The sequence below is a fragment of the Amycolatopsis sp. NPDC006131 genome, from assembly GCF_040614175.1.
GTDB lineage: Bacteria > Actinomycetota > Actinomycetes > Mycobacteriales > Pseudonocardiaceae > Amycolatopsis_E > Amycolatopsis_E tucumanensis.
Genome location: NZ_JBEXTX010000037.1, coordinates 21,314 through 37,411 on the forward strand (window position 1 = coordinate 21,314; position 16,098 = coordinate 37,411).

The 16,098-nt window shown below is 68.7% G+C and carries 11 protein-coding genes; 3 read left to right on the plus strand and 8 right to left on the minus strand.

Annotated elements, in window-relative coordinates; translation table 11 throughout:
* Window positions 1-11 precede the first annotated feature (11 nt).
* The 3 genes from fusA to rpsL all read right to left on the minus strand — a co-directional run bounded on the left by fusA (window position 12) and on the right by rpsL (window position 3,020).
* Entirely contained in the window at window positions 12-2,111 is a 2,100-nt protein-coding gene (gene fusA / locus ABZ215_RS20365) for an elongation factor G (RefSeq protein WP_094003897.1), read from the minus strand.
* Window positions 2,112-2,175: 64 nt separating this feature from the next.
* Window positions 2,176-2,646: a 30S ribosomal protein S7 gene (gene rpsG / locus ABZ215_RS20370; protein ID WP_017986602.1), complete on the minus strand. Its 471-nt coding sequence runs from the start codon at window positions 2,644-2,646 to the stop codon at window positions 2,176-2,178.
* Window positions 2,646-3,020, minus strand: coding sequence for a 30S ribosomal protein S12 (rpsL, locus tag ABZ215_RS20375; protein WP_003102113.1), 375 nt, complete (start codon window positions 3,018-3,020; stop codon window positions 2,646-2,648). Before rpsL ends, rpsG begins: the two co-directional genes overlap by 1 nt.
* Before the next feature lie 550 nt (window positions 3,021-3,570).
* Here rpsL and ABZ215_RS20380 point away from each other — a divergent pair.
* Genes ABZ215_RS20380 through ABZ215_RS20390 form a run of 3 tightly spaced genes read left to right on the plus strand, consistent with a single transcriptional unit; the run spans window position 3,571 to window position 5,724 of the window.
* The gene (locus ABZ215_RS20380) at window positions 3,571-4,158 is read left to right on the plus strand and encodes a YbaB/EbfC family nucleoid-associated protein (RefSeq protein ID WP_020417561.1); all 588 of its coding nucleotides are present in this window, start codon (window positions 3,571-3,573) and stop codon (window positions 4,156-4,158) included.
* Window positions 4,155-4,496 (plus strand): hypothetical protein, encoded by a 342-nt coding sequence (locus ABZ215_RS20385; RefSeq protein ID WP_354950781.1) that lies wholly within the window; start codon window positions 4,155-4,157, stop codon window positions 4,494-4,496. Before ABZ215_RS20380 ends, ABZ215_RS20385 begins: the two co-directional genes overlap by 4 nt.
* A 1-nt stretch (window position 4,497) precedes the next feature.
* Window positions 4,498-5,724 carry a hypothetical protein gene (locus tag ABZ215_RS20390; protein ID WP_354950783.1) on the plus strand — a complete coding sequence of 409 codons (1,227 nt, stop codon included), beginning with the start codon at window positions 4,498-4,500 and terminating at the stop codon, window positions 5,722-5,724.
* A gap of 56 nt (window positions 5,725-5,780) precedes the next feature.
* Here ABZ215_RS20390 and ABZ215_RS20395 read toward each other — a convergent pair whose 3' ends face one another.
* From ABZ215_RS20395 to ABZ215_RS20415, 5 genes are all read right to left on the minus strand, one after another.
* A complete protein-coding gene (locus ABZ215_RS20395) occupies window positions 5,781-5,927 on the minus strand; it encodes a hypothetical protein (protein WP_020417558.1) in 147 nt (48 codons plus the stop codon).
* Window positions 5,928-6,046: 119 nt separating this feature from the next.
* Window positions 6,047-9,958, minus strand: a complete 3,912-nt coding sequence (locus ABZ215_RS20400; protein WP_020417557.1) for a DNA-directed RNA polymerase subunit beta' — start codon at window positions 9,956-9,958, stop codon at window positions 6,047-6,049.
* A 91-nt stretch (window positions 9,959-10,049) separates the two neighbouring features.
* Entirely contained in the window at window positions 10,050-13,550 is a 3,501-nt protein-coding gene (locus tag ABZ215_RS20405) for a DNA-directed RNA polymerase subunit beta (RefSeq protein WP_354950785.1), read from the minus strand.
* Window positions 13,551-14,531: 981 nt separating this feature from the next.
* Window positions 14,532-15,452 carry a hypothetical protein gene (locus ABZ215_RS20410; protein WP_354950787.1) on the minus strand — a complete coding sequence of 307 codons (921 nt, stop codon included), beginning with the start codon at window positions 15,450-15,452 and terminating at the stop codon, window positions 14,532-14,534.
* 34 nt (window positions 15,453-15,486) lie between these two features.
* Complete coding sequence (locus tag ABZ215_RS20415; protein WP_020417554.1) at window positions 15,487-16,074, minus strand: hypothetical protein; 588 nt, start codon at window positions 16,072-16,074, stop codon at window positions 15,487-15,489.
* Between the last annotated feature and the right edge of the window lie 24 nt (window positions 16,075-16,098).

Here is a 16,098-nt window from a genome sequence, read left to right on the forward strand (position 1 = left end):
TGCGGAGGGGTTTACTCCCCCGTCGCCTTCGCGATGATCTCCTTCGCGACGTTCGAGGGAACCTCGGCGTAGGAGTCGAACGTCATCGAGTAGTTCGCCCGACCCTGGGTACGAGACCGCAGGTCGCCGACGTACCCGAACATCTCGGACAGCGGAACCAGTGCCTTCACGACTCGGGTGCCTGCCCGCTCGTCCATGGCCTGGATCTGGCCACGGCGAGAGTTGAGGTCGCCGATGACGTCACCCATGTAGTCCTCGGGGGTGGTCACCTCGACGGCCATGACCGGCTCGAGCAGAACCGGGCTGGCCTGGCGCGCGGCCTCCTTGAGCGCCATGGAACCGGCGATCTTGAAGGCCATTTCCGACGAGTCGACCTCGTGGTAAGCGCCGTCCAACAGGGTCACCTTCAGCCCGACCAGCGGGTAACCGGCGAGGACACCGTACTGCATGGCGTCCTGGGCACCGGCGTCCACCGACGGGATGTACTCGCGCGGCACGCGGCCACCGGTGACCTTGTTGTCGAACTCGTAGAGGGCGCCGTCGCCAGTGGACAGCGGCTCCAGCTTGATGATCACGCGCGCGAACTGACCAGAACCACCGGTCTGCTTCTTGTGCGTGTACTCGTACTTCTCGACCGTGCGGCGGATCGTCTCGCGGTAGGCGACCTGCGGCTTACCGATGTTCGCCTCGACCTTGTAGTCGGACTTCATGCGGTTGACCAGCACCTCGAGGTGCAGCTCGCCCATGCCCGCGATGATCGTCTGACCGGTCTCCTCGTCCAGCTGGACCTGGAAGGTGGGGTCCTCCTCGGCCAGCTTCTGGATCGCGGTCGACAGCTTCTCCTGGTCGGCCTTCGTCTTGGGCTCGATGGCCACCTTGATGACCGGCTCCGGGAAGGTCATCGACTCGAGGACGATCGGGTTCTGCGGGTCGCACAGGGTGTCACCGGTCGTGGTGTCCTTCAGGCCGATGACCGCGTAGATGTGGCCGGCCTGGGCCTCGTCGACCGGGTTCTCCTTGTTGGAGTGCATCTGGAAGAGCTTCCCGATGCGCTCCTTGCGCTCCTTGGTCGAGTTGATGACCTGCGCGCCGGCGGCGACCTTGCCCGAGTACACCCGGACGTAGGTCAGCTTGCCGAAGAACGGGTGCGCGGCGATCTTGAACGCGAGAGCCGCGAACGGCTCGTCGACCGACGGCTTCCGCGACGCGGCGGTCTCACCGTCGGTGAGGGTGCCCTCGACGGCGGGGACGTCCAGCGGCGACGGCAGGTAGTCGATCACCGCGTCCAGCATGGGCTGCACGCCCTTGTTCTTGAACGCGGAGCCGCACAGCACCGGGTACGCCTCGCGGGCGACCGTCAGCTTGCGGATGCCGGCCTTGATGTCGGCCTCGGACAGCTCCTCGCCGCCGAAGTACTTCTCCATCAGGGCGTCGTCGGTCTCCGCGACGGCCTCGATCAGCTTGTCGCGGTACTCGGCGGCCTTGTCGGCGAGGTCGGCCGGGATGTCCTCGACCTCGTAGTCCTCGCCCTTCTTGACCTCGCCCCGCCAGGTCAGCGCCTTCATGCGGACCAGGTCGATGACGCCCTGGAAGTCGCTCTCGGCGCCGATCGGCAGCTGGATGACCAGCGGGCGCGCACCGAGGCGCTCCTCGATGGTGCGGACGGTGAAGTAGAAGTCCGCGCCCAGCTTGTCCATCTTGTTGACGAAGCAGATGCGCGGGACCTCGTACTTGTCGGCCTGGCGCCAGACCTGCTCGGACTGGGGCTCGACACCCTCCTTGCCGTCGAAGACGGCAACGGCACCGTCGAGCACCCGCAGCGAACGCTCCACCTCGACGGTGAAGTCGACGTGGCCGGGGGTGTCGATGATGTTGATCTGGTGGTCGGCCCAGAAGGTGGTGGTGGCAGCCGAGGTGATGGTGATACCCCGCTTCTGCTCCTCCTCCATCCAGTCCATCGTCGCGGCGCCGTCGTGCACCTCGCCGATCTTGTAGTTGATCCCGGTGTAGAACAGGATCCGCTCGGTGGTGGTGGTCTTACCGGCGTCGATGTGAGCCATGATGCCGATGTTGCGGACCTTGTTCAGGTCGGTCAGCACGTCGCGTGCCACTGCACTGTTCCCCTGTCTCGAAGCTTGGGGCCCGGCCTGGCTTGTCTCGGCAGCCGGGCTACGTTCACCACCGGTAGTGGGCGAACGCCTTGTTGGACTCGGCCATCTTGTGGGTGTCCTCGCGGCGCTTCACGCTGGCCCCGAGGCCGTTGCTCGCATCGAGCAGCTCGTTCTGCAGGCGCTCGATCATGGTCTTCTCGCGGCGGGCGCGGGAGAAGCTGACGATCCACCGCAGCGCAAGGGTCGTCGAGCGGCCCGGCTTGACCTCGATCGGCACCTGGTAGGTGGCACCACCGACGCGGCGGCTCTTCACCTCGATGCTCGGCTTCACGTTGTCCAGCGCACGCTTCAGCGTGACGACGGGATCCGTGCCGGTCTTCTCACGGGCGCCTTCCAGCGCGCCGTAGACGATGCGCTCGGCCAGCGAGCGCTTGCCGTCGGTCAGCACCTTGTTGATCAGCTGCGTGACCAGCGGAGAACCGTAGACCGGGTCGGAGATCAGCGGCCGCTTCGGGGCCGGACCCTTGCGGGGCATTAGCTCTTCTCCTTCTTCGCGCCGTACCGGCTGCGCGCCTGCTTGCGGTTCTTCACACCCTGGGTGTCGAGCGAACCGCGGATGATCTTGTAGCGAACGCCGGGCAGGTCCTTCACACGACCACCGCGCACGAGCACCATCGAGTGCTCCTGCAGGTTGTGGCCCTCGCCCGGGATGTAGGCGGTGACCTCGATGCCGCTGGTCAGCTTGACACGCGCGACCTTGCGCAGCGCCGAGTTCGGCTTCTTGGGCGTCGTGGTGTACACGCGGGTGCACACGCCACGCCGCTGCGGACTCCCCTTGAGGGCCGCGGTCTTCTGCTTGGCAGCCTTGTCCTGGCGGCCCTTGCGGACCAGCTGCTGGATCGTGGGCAATGGACCAGCCTTCTGTCGCGTCTTGCTTGTTCCGTCTTGGTCTCCCCGGCCCCCGAGGTCGGGCGTGTCGGCCCGCGTCTGGGTCTCTCGACCGCTAACGTTCCCTCGGATTTCCGTGGAGCTCCGCTTCGCCGCGGCCGTCGCCACGATGCCGGAGCATCCCCGCTTGGCCGAAAAGCACGCAGAGCGGCCCGACGCATGCCGGGCACAGTCGTCAAAGATACCCGCCCTTGTGGCAGGCGGTGGCATCGGGGGTCCCTAACGGGCTCACACCCCGGCTCCGGCGAGAAGGTGGTGTGGCGAGTCTAGCGGAAAGACGGCCTCGCAGGACCCTTCCGCCAACTGTCGGGACACCGTCGGCCTGCGCGTTCGAGCAGGTCGGGGGGCATCTTCGGCGAGTGTTACAACGCCGGAATTGGCGGCGGAATTCCCGCGTGGCGAAAAGTGATCAATCGAATCGGTGAGTTGCCCGGAAGCGCGCCCGCCGCACACACGTGTGGTGCATGATCCGATACCGAAGGTGCGCAATTCACCACGGGGAGGGACCTGCATGGCGTACGGCAGCCACGGCGACCTCGTCGAGCAGCTGCAGCAGAAGCTGCGCCGGATCGACGAGCTGAAGCAGCAGGGTGAGCAGCGGCAGGCCGCGTTCACCCGGATGAAGGACGAGATCGGCGAGTTGTCGGTCACCGTGTCCTCCCCCGACCGGGCCGTGACGGTCGTCGCTGGGCCGGGCGGGAGCGTGCAGTCGGTGCGGGTGAGCGAGGAGGCGCTGCAGGGCAGCGCGATCCAGCTGTCGTCGACCATCACGGCGACGATCCACGAGGCGGTGGCCGCGGCGGCGCGCCGGCAGGCCGCGATCGTGCAGGACGCGCTCGGGCCGTCCAGCAACGTGCTGGAGCAGGTGCTGCAGACCCAGGCGGAGGCGTTCGGCACCAGCGTGGCCGCGCTGAAGGCGACGGTTGCGGACGAGCGCCCGGTGGTGCCGCAGCGGCCCATCGACCAGGGCGCGGACTTCGCCGAGGAGGACTTCCTGGCCGAGCAGCAGCCGTCCCGGCCGGCCCGCCCGGAGGTCCGCCGCAGGCCCGCCGAGGACGACGACTTCCTGGACCCGTTCGACGAGGGTGAGCGCCGGTGAGCGGGGGCTTCTCGGTCGACGTCGGAGCGCTGCGCAAGACGGCCGCCGCGGCGGCGGCGCAGACTTCGCAGGTCAGCGCGTTGCAGCAGCAGCTGCAGGACGCCGATGTGCCGCCGGTGTCGTGGGGTCTGCTCGGGCAGCCCGTCGTGCACACCGTCTACCGGGACATGCTGGGCCAGCTGAAGGACCACCTGGCCCAGATGGCCGAGGGCTACCAGGCGATCGGCGCGAAGCTGACGAAGGCGGCCGACCTGTACGCCGCCATGGACGACGGCGTAGTCGCCGCGTTCCGGGACATCGGCGAAGACCTCGACGACGCAGCCGAGGGGGTGGTCTGACGTGCCCACCAACGAAGAGGCGCTGGTCAGCCACCTCGGCGACATCGCCGGCGAGTACGACGCCGAAGCGAACCTGGAGCGCTTCGCGGATACCCCGGCGGGACAGCTCTACGACAAGGGCGAGCAGGCGTTCGACGCCACGTCCAAGCTCCGGCAGGCGATGGAGGACGGCGACCTTCATACGCTGGCGAGTGAGGGCTTCCAGACGCTCAGTGCCGCCACGAGCTTCGTGGACGAGGCGGCCGGCACCATCACCGGCATCGTGTCCGACCCGCTGGGCTGGCTGATCTCCAACGGCGTGAGCTTCCTGATCAGCTGGATCGAGCCGCTCAACGAGGCGCTCGAACTGGTCACCGGCGATCCCGAGGCACTGCAGGCAGGCGCGGACGCCTTCAACGCGCTGGGCGGGGACATCGAGCGGCTGTGCGCCGACACCGAGAAGCTGCTCGTCGAGGGCCTCGCCGGCTGGGAGGGCCCCGCTGCCGCGGCGGCGGGCGAACGGTTGGCGGAGTTCCGGGACGGGCTCAAGGGCACCGCGGGCGCCACCGGCGAGATCGCGACACTGCTCGCGGTCAGCTCGGCCGTGATGAGCGTGATCAAGGACGTGATCACCAGCATCATCAGCGACTTCGTGGAGTGGCTGATCGTGACCTGGCTCGCCGCGCTCGCGGCGTCCACCGTCACGTTCGGCGGCTCGCTCACCGTGGCGACGGGAGCCACCGCCGTGCGAGCGGGCACGGAGACCATGAAGGCCAACCGCTGGGTCCTCAGGCTCAAGCAGATCATCGACAAGCTCAACGAGCTCATCGGCAGGATCCAGGCGTTCCTGGCGAAGATCCCCGGGTTCCGGAAGCTCGCCGACGGCCTGGGCACCGCGGACAGCCGGGTCGGCAAGCTCGTCGACGGCACGCTGACCGAGAAGCTCGGCGACGAACTCGTCGGCAAGCTCAAGGACGGCACCGAGACCCTCGGCGGCGCGATCCGCGAGCGGGCAGGCAAGACGATCCGGGACTCGGCGGTCGAGGCCGCCAAGGAGAAGGTGTTCTCGACCTACGACAACGTCGCGAAGGACGGACGCGGCGAGGAGATCAAGGTCCCGGACCTGGCGGGCACCGCCAAGGCGGCCAGCGAGACCGTTCAGCCGTTCAAGGACGCCGTCGAGCGGCGGGGCGTCGCTGGGGATCCGGACATGGACGACGCCGAGATCAGCGGCAAGCTCGACTTCTGAGCCGCGCGAAAAGGGGCCCCAGGCACGCGCCTGGGGCCCCTTTCACGTGCAAAGACCTAGTCGTCCTCGTCGGGCTTGGCGTGGTCCGGCTTGCCCGGGTTGGGGTCCCTCGACAGGTCGATCGCCGGGTGCGTCGGGGCGCCCTCGGGCGCTGCGTGCCGCCCTCTCGACGGCGCCTCCTCCGGGGTCTGCTCTGCGTTCACAGCGCCCTCCTCGTGTCGCTCGTGTGAACTCGCGCCTCACGCTACCTCCGCGCCCCGCCGCGGACACGACGAAGCCCCCGGCTCCGCGAAGGGAGCCGGGGGCTTCGGGACAACTCAGGTCAGCGGAAGTCGCGACCGAAGTCGTAGTCGTCCAGCGGAACCGCGGCGCCGGTGCCGGTGCCGAAGACGTCCGGAGTGTAGTAGCCGTCGTCGTAGGACGGGATGGCGTACGCCGCCACCCGGGCCTCTTCCGTCGGCTGCACCTGGATGTTCCGGTACCGGTTGATGCCGGTGCCCGCCGGGATCAGCTTACCGATGATCACGTTCTCCTTGAGGCCCACGAGCTTGTCGCTGCGGCCGTTGATCGCCGCGTCGGTCAGGACACGCGTGGTCTCCTGGAACGACGCCGCCGACAGCCACGAGTCCGTGGTCAGCGAGGCCTTCGTGATACCCATCAGCACCGGGCGGCCCGAGGCCGGCTCGCCGCCCTCGGCCACGACCGACCGGTTCGTGCTCTCGAACTTGGTCCGCTCGGGCAGCTCGCCCGGCAGGAAGTCCGTCGAACCGGAGTCGATGATCGTCACCCGGCGCAGCATCTGCCGGACGATGACCTCGATGTGCTTGTCGTGGATCGACACACCCTGGGCCCGGTACACCTTCTGGACCTCTTCGACGAGGTGCATCTGCGCCTCGCGCGGGCCCATGACACGCAGCACCTCGTGCGGGTCCGGCGTGCCCTCGAGCAGCAGCTGGCCGACGTTCACGTGGTCGCCGTCCTGCAGCGGCCCGTTCGGCGTGTTGGCCAGGCGCTGACGCTTCGACAGCTTGTCGAAGACGATCTCCTCGCCACCGTCGTCCGGGATGAGCGTGATCTTCCAGAACCGCTCGCTCTCCTCGATGCGCACGCGGCCATCGACGTCGGCGATCGGCGCCTTGCCCTTCGGGACCCGGGCCTCGAACAGCTCGGTGACACGGGGCAGACCGGTCGTGATGTCGTCACCGGCGACACCACCCTGGTGGAAGGTACGCATCGTCAGCTGCGTGCCCGGCTCACCGATCGACTGGGCGGCGACGATACCGACGGCCTCACCCACGTCGACCAGCTTGCCGGTCGCCATCGAGCGGCCGTAGCACATCGCGCAGACACCGACGGCCGACTCGCAGGTCAGCACCGAGCGGACCTTGACCTTGGTGACGCCGAAGGCGATCAGCTTCTCCATGGCCGGGTCGGACAGGTCGTCGCCCGCGTTGAGCACGACGTTGCCCTGCTCGTCGGTGACGTCCTGGGCGAGCGTCCGGGCGTACACGCTGGTCTCCACGTGCGCGCCGCGCAGCACGGTGCCGTCCGGCTGCTTCTCGCCGATCGGCCGGGTCACGCCGCGGCTGGTGCCGCAGTCGGTCTCCCGGACGATGACGTCCTGCGACACGTCCACCAGACGACGGGTCAGGTAACCCGAGTCGGCGGTCCGCAGCGCGGTGTCGGCCAGACCCTTCCGCGCACCGTGGGTGGCGATGAAGTACTCCGCCACCGACAGGCCCTCGCGGAAGTTCGACTTGATCGGCCGCGGGATGTACTCACCCTTCGGGTTCGACACCAGACCACGCATACCGGCCAGCGACCGGACCTGGGTCATGTTGCCCGCCGCCCCGGACTTCACGATCATCGAGATCGGGTTGTCCTCGGGGAAGGCGTCCTCCATGATCTCCGCGACCTCGTCGGTCGCCTGGGTCCACACCTTGACCAGCTCGTTGTTGCGCTCGGCGTGCGAGAGCTGACCACGCTGGTAGCGCTTCTCCACCTGCGCGGCCTTGGCCTCGTACCGGTCGAGGATCTCCTTCTTCTCCGGCGGCACGATGACGTCGAACATCGACACCGTGACACCCGAGCGGGTGGCCCAGTAGAAGCCGGCGTCCTTGAGCCGGTCCAGGACCTGCGCGACCTGCGTCATCGAGTACCGCTCGGCGAGGTCGTTCACGATCGCCGCCTGGCGCTTCTTCGGCAGCGGCTCGTTGATGAACGGGTAGTCCGCAGGCAGCAGGTCGTTGAACAGCACCCGGCCCAGGGTGGTCTCGGCCAGCCACGGCTGACCGGGCTCCCAGCCCTTCTCGGTGAGCTCGGCGACCTGGGCCTTGTTCGGCTGACGGTCCTTGACGCGGATCTTGATCGGCGCGTGCAGGCCCAGCGTCTTGCGGTCGAAGGCCATGATGGCCTCGGCCGGCGAGCTGAACGCCTGGCCTGCGCCGACCGCGTTCTCGTCGAGACGGGTCAGGTGGAACAGGCCGGTGACCATGTCCAGACGCGGCATGGCCAGCGGGCGGCCCGACGCCGGCGACAGGATGTTGTTCGCCGACAGCATCAGGATCCGGGCCTCGGCCTGCGCCTCGGCCGACAGCGGCAGGTGCACCGCCATCTGGTCACCGTCGAAGTCCGCGTTGAACGCCTCGCAGACCAGCGGGTGCAGCTGGATGGCCTTGCCCTCGACCAGCTGCGGCTCGAAGGCCTGGATGCCCAGCCGGTGCAGGGTCGGCGCACGGTTGAGGAGCACCGGGTGACCGGTGATGACCTCTTCCAGCACGTCCCACACCTGCGGGCGGGCCCGCTCCACCATCCGCTTCGCGGACTTGATGTTCTGCGCGTGGTTCAGGTCGACCAGCCGCTTCATGACGAACGGCTTGAACAGCTCCAGCGCCATGTCCTTGGGCAGACCGCACTGGTGCAGCTTCAGCTGCGGGCCGACGATGATGACCGAACGGCCCGAGTAGTCGACGCGCTTGCCGAGCAGGTTCTGGCGGAACCGGCCCTGCTTGCCCTTGAGCAGGTCGGACAGCGACTTCAGCGGCCGGTTGCCCGGACCGGTGACCGGACGGCCGCGGCGGCCGTTGTCGAACAGCGCGTCGACGGCCTCCTGCAGCATCCGCTTCTCGTTGTTGACGATGATCTCGGGCGCGCCGAGGTCGATCAGCCGCTTGAGGCGGTTGTTCCGGTTGATGACCCGGCGGTACAGGTCGTTGAGGTCCGAGGTGGCGAAGCGGCCACCGTCGAGCTGCACCATCGGGCGCAGGTCCGGCGGGATCACCGGGACCGCGTCGAGGACCATGCCGCGCGGGTCGTTGCCGGTGGCCTGGAAGGCCGCGACGACCTTGAGCCGCTTCAGGGCGCGGAGCTTCTTCTGCCCCTTGCCGTTGCGGATGGTGTCGCGCAGCTTCTCGGCCTCGGCGTTGACGTCGAACTCGGTGGCCAGCTTCTGGATGGCCTCCGCGCCCATGCCGCCGGTGAAGTACTCGCCGTAGCGGTCGTACAGCTCGCGGTACAGGGTCTCGTCCGCGATCAGCTGACGCGGCTCGAGCTTGGTGAAGGTGGTCCAGATCTCCTCGAGCCGGTCCAGCTCGCGCTGGGCGCGGTCGCGGAGCTGCTTCATCTCCCGCTCGCCGCCCTCCTTGACCTTCCGGCGCACGTCGGACTTGGCGCCTTCGGCCTCGAGCTGGGCGAGGTCGGCCTCGAGCTTCTGCGCGCGCGCCTCGATGTCGGCGTCGCGCTTCGCCTCGATGTTCTTCCGCTCGACGCTGATCTCGTTCTCCAGCGTCGGCAGGTCGTTGTGCCGCAGCTCGGTGTTCACACCGGTGATCACGTAGGCCGCGAAGTAGATGATCTTCTCGAGGTCCTTCGGCGCCAGGTCGAGCAGGTAGCCCAGGCGCGAGGGAACACCCTTGAAGTACCAGATGTGCGTGACGGGCGCGGCCAGCTCGATGTGGCCCATCCGCTCACGGCGCACCTTGGCGCGGGTCACCTCGACGCCACAGCGCTCGCAGATGATGCCCTTGAAGCGGACCCGCTTGTACTTACCGCAGTAGCACTCCCAGTCCCGGGTGGGGCCGAAGATCTTCTCGCAGAAGAGCCCGTCCTTCTCCGGCTTCAGGGTGCGGTAGTTGATGGTCTCCGGCTTCTTGACCTCGCCGAAGGACCACTGACGGATGTCATCGGCGGTCGCCAGGCCGATCCGGAGCTCATCGAAGAAGTTGACGTCCAGCACGTCGTTGCATCCCCTTTGGGGTTGATTCGGCTAGAGGAGTCGGCTACCGGGAGCGGGGCCGCGGGAGGTGGCCCCGCTCCCGGTCGCTACGTCATTGCACGACGTCGTCCACCGAGGGCGACTCGTTGCGGGACAGGTTGATGCCGAGGTTGGCGGCGGCGCGCTCCAGGTCCTCGTCGTCGGAGTCGCGCATCTCGATCGCCGCGCCGTCGCTGGAGAGGACCTCCACGTTCAGGCAGAGCGACTGCAGCTCCTTGAGGAGAACCTTGAACGACTCCGGGATGCCCGGGTCGGGGATGTTCTCGCCCTTGACGATCGCCTCGTACACCTTCACGCGGCCGACCACGTCGTCCGACTTGATCGTCAGCAGCTCCTGCAGCGTGTAGGCCGCGCCGTAGGCCTGCATCGCCCAGCACTCCATCTCACCGAAGCGCTGGCCACCGAACTGCGCCTTACCACCCAGCGGCTGCTGGGTGATCATCGAGTACGGGCCGGTGGAGCGGGCGTGGATCTTGTCGTCCACCAGGTGGTGCAGCTTGAGGATGTACATGTAGCCGACGGCCACCGGGTACGGGAACGGCTCGCCGGAACGGCCGTCCAGCAGCGTCGCCTTGCCGTTCTCCTTGACCATGCGCTCGCCGTCCCGGTTGGGCCGGGTCGACGCGAGCAGGCCGGTGAGCTCCTCTTCCTGCGCGCCGTCGAACACCGGGGTCGCGGTGTTCGTGCCGGGCTCGACGTCGTAGAGCTCCTCGGAGAGGTTCTGCGCCCACTCCGGGTTGCCCTCGATCTTCCAGCCCTGCGAGGCGAGCCAGCCCAGGTGCAGCTCGAGGATCTGGCCGATGTTCATCCGTCGCGGCACACCGTGGGTGTTCAGGATGATGTCGACCGGGGTGCCGTCCTCCATGAACGGCATGTCCTCGACCGGCAGGATCTTGCCGATGACACCCTTGTTGCCGTGGCGGCCGGCGAGCTTGTCACCCGGCTGGATCTTCCGCTTCTGCGCGACGTAGACGCGGACGAGCTCGTTCACGCCCGGGGGCAGCTCGTCGTCCTCCTCGCGGGAGAACACGCGGACGCCGATGACCTTGCCGGTCTCGCCGTGCGGCACCTTCAGCGACGTGTCGCGGACCTCGCGGGCCTTCTCGCCGAAGATCGCGCGGAGCAGGCGCTCCTCCGGGGTCAGCTCGGTCTCGCCCTTCGGCGTGACCTTCCCGACCAGGATGTCGCCGTCGCGGACCTCCGCGCCGATGCGCACGATGCCGCGCTCGTCCAGGTCCGCCAGGACCTCCTCGGAGACGTTCGGGATGTCCCGGGTGATCTCCTCGGCGCCGAGCTTGGTGTCGCGGGCGTCGATCTCGTGCTCCTCGATGTGGATCGAGGTGAGCACGTCGTCCTGCACCAGGCGCTCGGAGAGGATGATCGCGTCCTCGTAGTTGTGGCCCTCCCACGGCATGATCGCCACGAGCAGGTTCTTGCCGAGCGCCATCTCGCCCTGGTCGGTGGACGGGCCGTCGGCGATGACCTGGCCGGCCTCGACGCGGTCGCCCTCCGACACGATCGGGCGGTGGTTGAAGCAGGTGCCCGCGTTGGTGCGGCGGAACTTGTGCAGTCCGTAGCTCTTGCGGGTGCCGTCGTCGTGCATGACCGTCACGAGGTCGGCCGAGAGCTCCTCGACGACACCGGCCTGCTCGGCGACGAGCACGTCACCGGCGTCGACCGCGGCACGCAGCTCCATGCCGGTGCCGACCAGCGGCGACTCGGCGCGCAGCAGCGGCACGGCCTGGCGCTGCATGTTGGCGCCCATCAGCGCGCGGTTGGCGTCGTCGTGCTCGAGGAACGGGATCATCGCGGTGGCGACCGACACCATCTGACGCGGCGACACGTCCATGTAGTCGATCTCCAGCGGGTCGAGCAGCTCGACCTCGCCGCCCTTGCGTCGGCCAAGGACCTGGGCCTCGGCGAAGTGACCGTCCTCGGTCAGCGGCGCGTTGGCCTGCGCCTTGACGTAGCGGTCCTCCTCGTCGGCGGTCAGGTAGTCGACCTGGTCGGTGACCCGGCCCTCGACGACCTTCCGGTACGGCGTCTCGATGAAACCGAACGGGTTGACCCGCGCGTAGGAGCACAGCGAGCCGATCAGGCCGATGTTCGGGCCTTCCGGCGTCTCGATCGGGCACATGCGGCCGTAGTGCGACGGGTGGACGTCGCGGACCTCCATGCCGGCGCGCTCACGGGACAGACCACCCGGGCCAAGCGCGTTGAGGCGGCGCTTGTGGGTCAGGCCCGACAGCGGGTTGTTCTGGTCCATGAACTGCGACAGCTGCGAGGTGCCGAAGAACTCCTTGATCGCCGCCACGACCGGGCGGATGTTGATCAGGGTCTGCGGCGTGATCGCCTCGACGTCCTGCGTGGTCATCCGCTCGCGGACGACGCGCTCCATGCGGGACAGGCCGACCCGGATCTGGTTCTGGATCAGCTCGCCCACGGTGCGGATGCGGCGGTTGCCGAAGTGGTCGATGTCGTCGACCTCGACCGGGACCTCGTTCTCGCCCTCGCCCATCTTGGTCTCGCCGGCGTGCAGGCGGACCAGGTACTCGATGGTCGAAACGATGTCCTCTTCGGTGAGGGTGCCGGTCTCGTACGGCAGGTTCAGGCCCAGCTTCTTGTTCAGCTTGTAGCGGCCGACCTTGGCCAGGTCGTAGCGCTTCTCCTTGAAGAACAGGTTCTCCAGGAGCGTCTGGGCGCTCTCCTTGGTCGGCGGCTCGCCCGGGCGCAGCTTGCGGTAGATGTCGAGCAGCGCCTCGTCGGTGCCTGCCGTGTGGTCCTTCTCGAGCGTCGCGAGCAGGGTCTCCGAGAAGTGGAACCGCTCGCGGATCTGCTCGGTGGTCCAGCCGAGGGCCTTCAGCAGCACGGTCACCGGCTGGCGGCGCTTGCGGTCGATGCGGACGCCGACGGTGTCGCGCTTGTCCACGTCGAACTCGAGCCACGCGCCGCGGCTCGGGATGATCTTGACGCTGAAGACGTCCTTGTCGGTGGTCTTGTCGACGCTGGTGTCGAAGTAGACACCGGGCGACCGGACCAGCTGGGACACCACGACACGCTCGGTGCCGTTGATGATGAAGGTGCCCTTCTCGGTCATCACGGGGAAGTCGCCCATGAAGACCGTCTGGGACTTGATCTCGCCGGTGTTGTTGTTGACGAACTCGGCGGTCACGAACAGCGGGGCCGCGTACGTCATGTCCTTGTCCTTGCACTCCTCGACGGAGGCCTTGACCTCGTCGAAGCGCGGGTCGGAGAAGGACAGGGACATCGAACCGGAGAAGTCCTCGATCGGCGAGATCTCGTTGAGGACCTCTTCGAGGCCGCCGACGGGGTTCTCCTCGCCCTCGTTCACGCGGCGCTCGAACCACTTCTCGTCACCGGTGAACCACTGGAAGGACTGGATCTGCACGTCCAGCAGGTTGGGGGTGGGGAGGGGCTCGCGGATCTTCGCGAACGAGACCCGCTTGGGGGCTCCGGGAATTCCCGTCGGGTTCGGCTCCGTTACAGCCGAGGTGGTCGCAGCAGTGGCCTGGTTCGCGGGAGAGACTGCCAAGATGCGTCCTTCCGGGGACAATGAGCGGTGCGCAGCCGCGTTAGCAACAGCTAAAGCGACTGTCAAGGGTGCCGTGTGCCCACTATCCTAGCTTCCGTCTCCGGGCAGCCTGAAAGAGGGCAGCGCAAAGAAGCAGTCTAGCCCGAACGACGCGTTCTGTCGAGGGGGCCTCTCGATGGGGCCCGCACCTCGATCACGACGTCCTCAGGCATCGCCTCCCGGCAGACCCTCCCGCAGGGCGCTGCCGTTGGCGATAAGCGTGAACCCCCGGCGCCGAAGAGTCAAGATGCCACGCGGCGAACCCGCCGGTTGGCGCAACGCCATCGCGGTCCGTACACGGCTTCGACCTGGGGATTCGTGCGCGCGGAGGCGCGCTGGGACGGTTGTGGTCACCAGGGGTTGCGGCTCGGCTCACGCCGGTCCAAGATCGTCCTCGGGTGTTGTGGCGGGGCCCCGCGGAGCGGCGCGGCGGCCCCGATCCGGCCGCCGTGGAGGACCGATCGCGGCTGGTTTTAGTGGCGCGCTTCACGTGCCGGAGGGTGTCGCGTCGCGCCCCGGGTGGGCTGGCGACGGGGTGGGCGCGCCTGATGTGCCTACCTCTGGGGGCGGCGGCTTCTTCTGGTGCCCGGTTGCGCGCTCTGCCGCGGACTCCCCGCCCGAGCCGGGCTCAGGCGGAGCGGCGGCGCCCCGTCCGGCGGCAGGTCGCGCCGGGCCGGCCTCGCCTGGACAGCGGAATGGCGCACCGAGCCGCGCCTCGGTCCGGCGGACAGCGGGGGCGGCACCGCCGGCCTGCCGCCGCCGGACCAGCCCCCTCAGGAAGCAGCACGGTTCACCGAGCCGCGCCGCGGCGGGGCGGGCATCGGGGGCACCGCCACCGCCGCCACCGGCCAGTCGCGCGCCCTGCCGCCGGCGGGCCGGCCTCGCCCGGACAGCGGAACGGCCCGCCGGGCCGGGGGCTCGGCGGGCCGTGGTGCCGTTGGGTCAGCGGGACGGCGCCGGCGACGCCGGGGGCGCGCTGGACGGCGCCGGCGTGGGCGTCGGCTGGTCTGCCGCGTACGTGTCGAGCGCCGAGACCTTCCACTTCCCGTCCACGTACTGCATGTTCAGCCACAACTGGGCACTGCCGCTCGCGGTCTGGTTCTGGTCCGTGCGCGTCGAGGTCTGGTCGACGAACACCATGACCTTCGCGCGGTCCCCGTCCAGCATGATCACCGCGCTGCGGGTCGCCTTCACCGTGACCACGATCTTCTGCTGCGGGGCCAGCCGCTCGACCTCGCCGAAGATGCGGTTGTACGTGGCCTTCACCTCGTCGTTGAGGAGCAGGTCCTTGGCCGCGTCCTGGGTCTTCGCGATGTTGTTGAAGTCGTAGGAGAACAGCGACTCCACGGCGTTCGACGCGGCCTTGCTGACGTCCGCGGTACGAGCGGTGTCCAGCAGGGCGGTGTTCGAGGTCATCGCGTCGACCCGGTTGCCCTCGATCTTGAACCACACCGCGAACCCGGCCAGCACCAGCGCCAGGCCGAACAGCGCTCCGGCCAGGACGTACGGGCTGGTCTTGCGCCGCGGGCCGGGCTCCGCGGGCTCCTCCTCCGCCGCGGCGGCCTCGGCCTCGGCGTAGCTCTCCGGCTTCGGCTCCCCCGCGTCGCGGGCCTTCGGCCGCGGGCTCGGCCGCCGGGGCTCGGCCGGGGCTTCCTCAGCCTCAACCGATGCGGGCTCAACCGATGCGGGCTCAGCCGAAGCGGGCTCGGCCGGCGCCGAAGCCTCCTCGACCTCGGGCGCGCTGACCTCGTCGGTCTCGGTGTACTCCTCGTCGCGGGGCCTCGGCGAGGGGCGCCGGATCCCGGCGCCCGCGACCTTGGGGCGGCGGCGCACCGGCGGCGGCTGCCGGCGAGACGGTGGCATGACTGGTCCTCTCCTCGTACGCCTGGGGCGACGGCTACTGCCCGCTCACGAGCGGCACCGACCCGATCCCGGACACCTTCCACTCGTCGCCGACCCGGGTCATCTGCACCTCCAGCCGCAACGGCTTGGCGGCGGGCTGCGCGCCCTCCTTGGTGACCAGCGTGCTGATCGCGGCCAGGAAGCTCGCCTTCCCGCCGTGCAGGTCCAGCTCCTCCACGCCGATGTCCTGCACCGTGGTGGTCACCTTGGTCTTGGCGTCGGCCATCGCCTGGCGGTAGTTCTGCTCGCTCGCGGTGATCTGGTCGACCAGCTCCTGGGTCGACACGGCCTTCTGCTGCGCGAAGTAGGCGTCCGGGTTGGTGTAGTCCAGCTCGGTGTACGCCTTGACCGCCGTGGTGCCCGCCTTGACCACGTCGTCGCGGGCCTGGGCCAGGTCCAGGTTGTCGTCGGCGGAGGCGACCCACCACTGGACGCCGAAGATCCCGGCCACGATCAGCGCCGCCGCGGCCAGCGCGGCCGTGCCCAGCACCAGGTACCGGCCCAGCTTGTCCCCGGCCGCCGGGTCCGCGGCAGGCGGCTCCGGGAAGCCGGCGTCCTCGGTCCGTGCCTCGTCCGAACTCATAACACTCCAGAGTAGGTAGGTCGG

Coding starts and splice junctions, on each gene's coding strand:
- ABZ215_RS20415 (WP_020417554.1), bottom strand. CDS start 16,074: ATGAGTTCGGACGAGGCACGGACCGAGGACGCCGGCTTCCCGGAGCCG.
- rpsG (WP_017986602.1), bottom strand. CDS start 2,646: ATGCCCCGCAAGGGTCCGGCCCCGAAGCGGCCGCTGATCTCCGACCCG.
- ABZ215_RS20410 (WP_354950787.1), bottom strand. CDS start 15,452: ATGCCACCGTCTCGCCGGCAGCCGCCGCCGGTGCGCCGCCGCCCCAAG.
- ABZ215_RS20380 (WP_020417561.1), top strand. CDS start 3,571: ATGGCGTACGGCAGCCACGGCGACCTCGTCGAGCAGCTGCAGCAGAAG.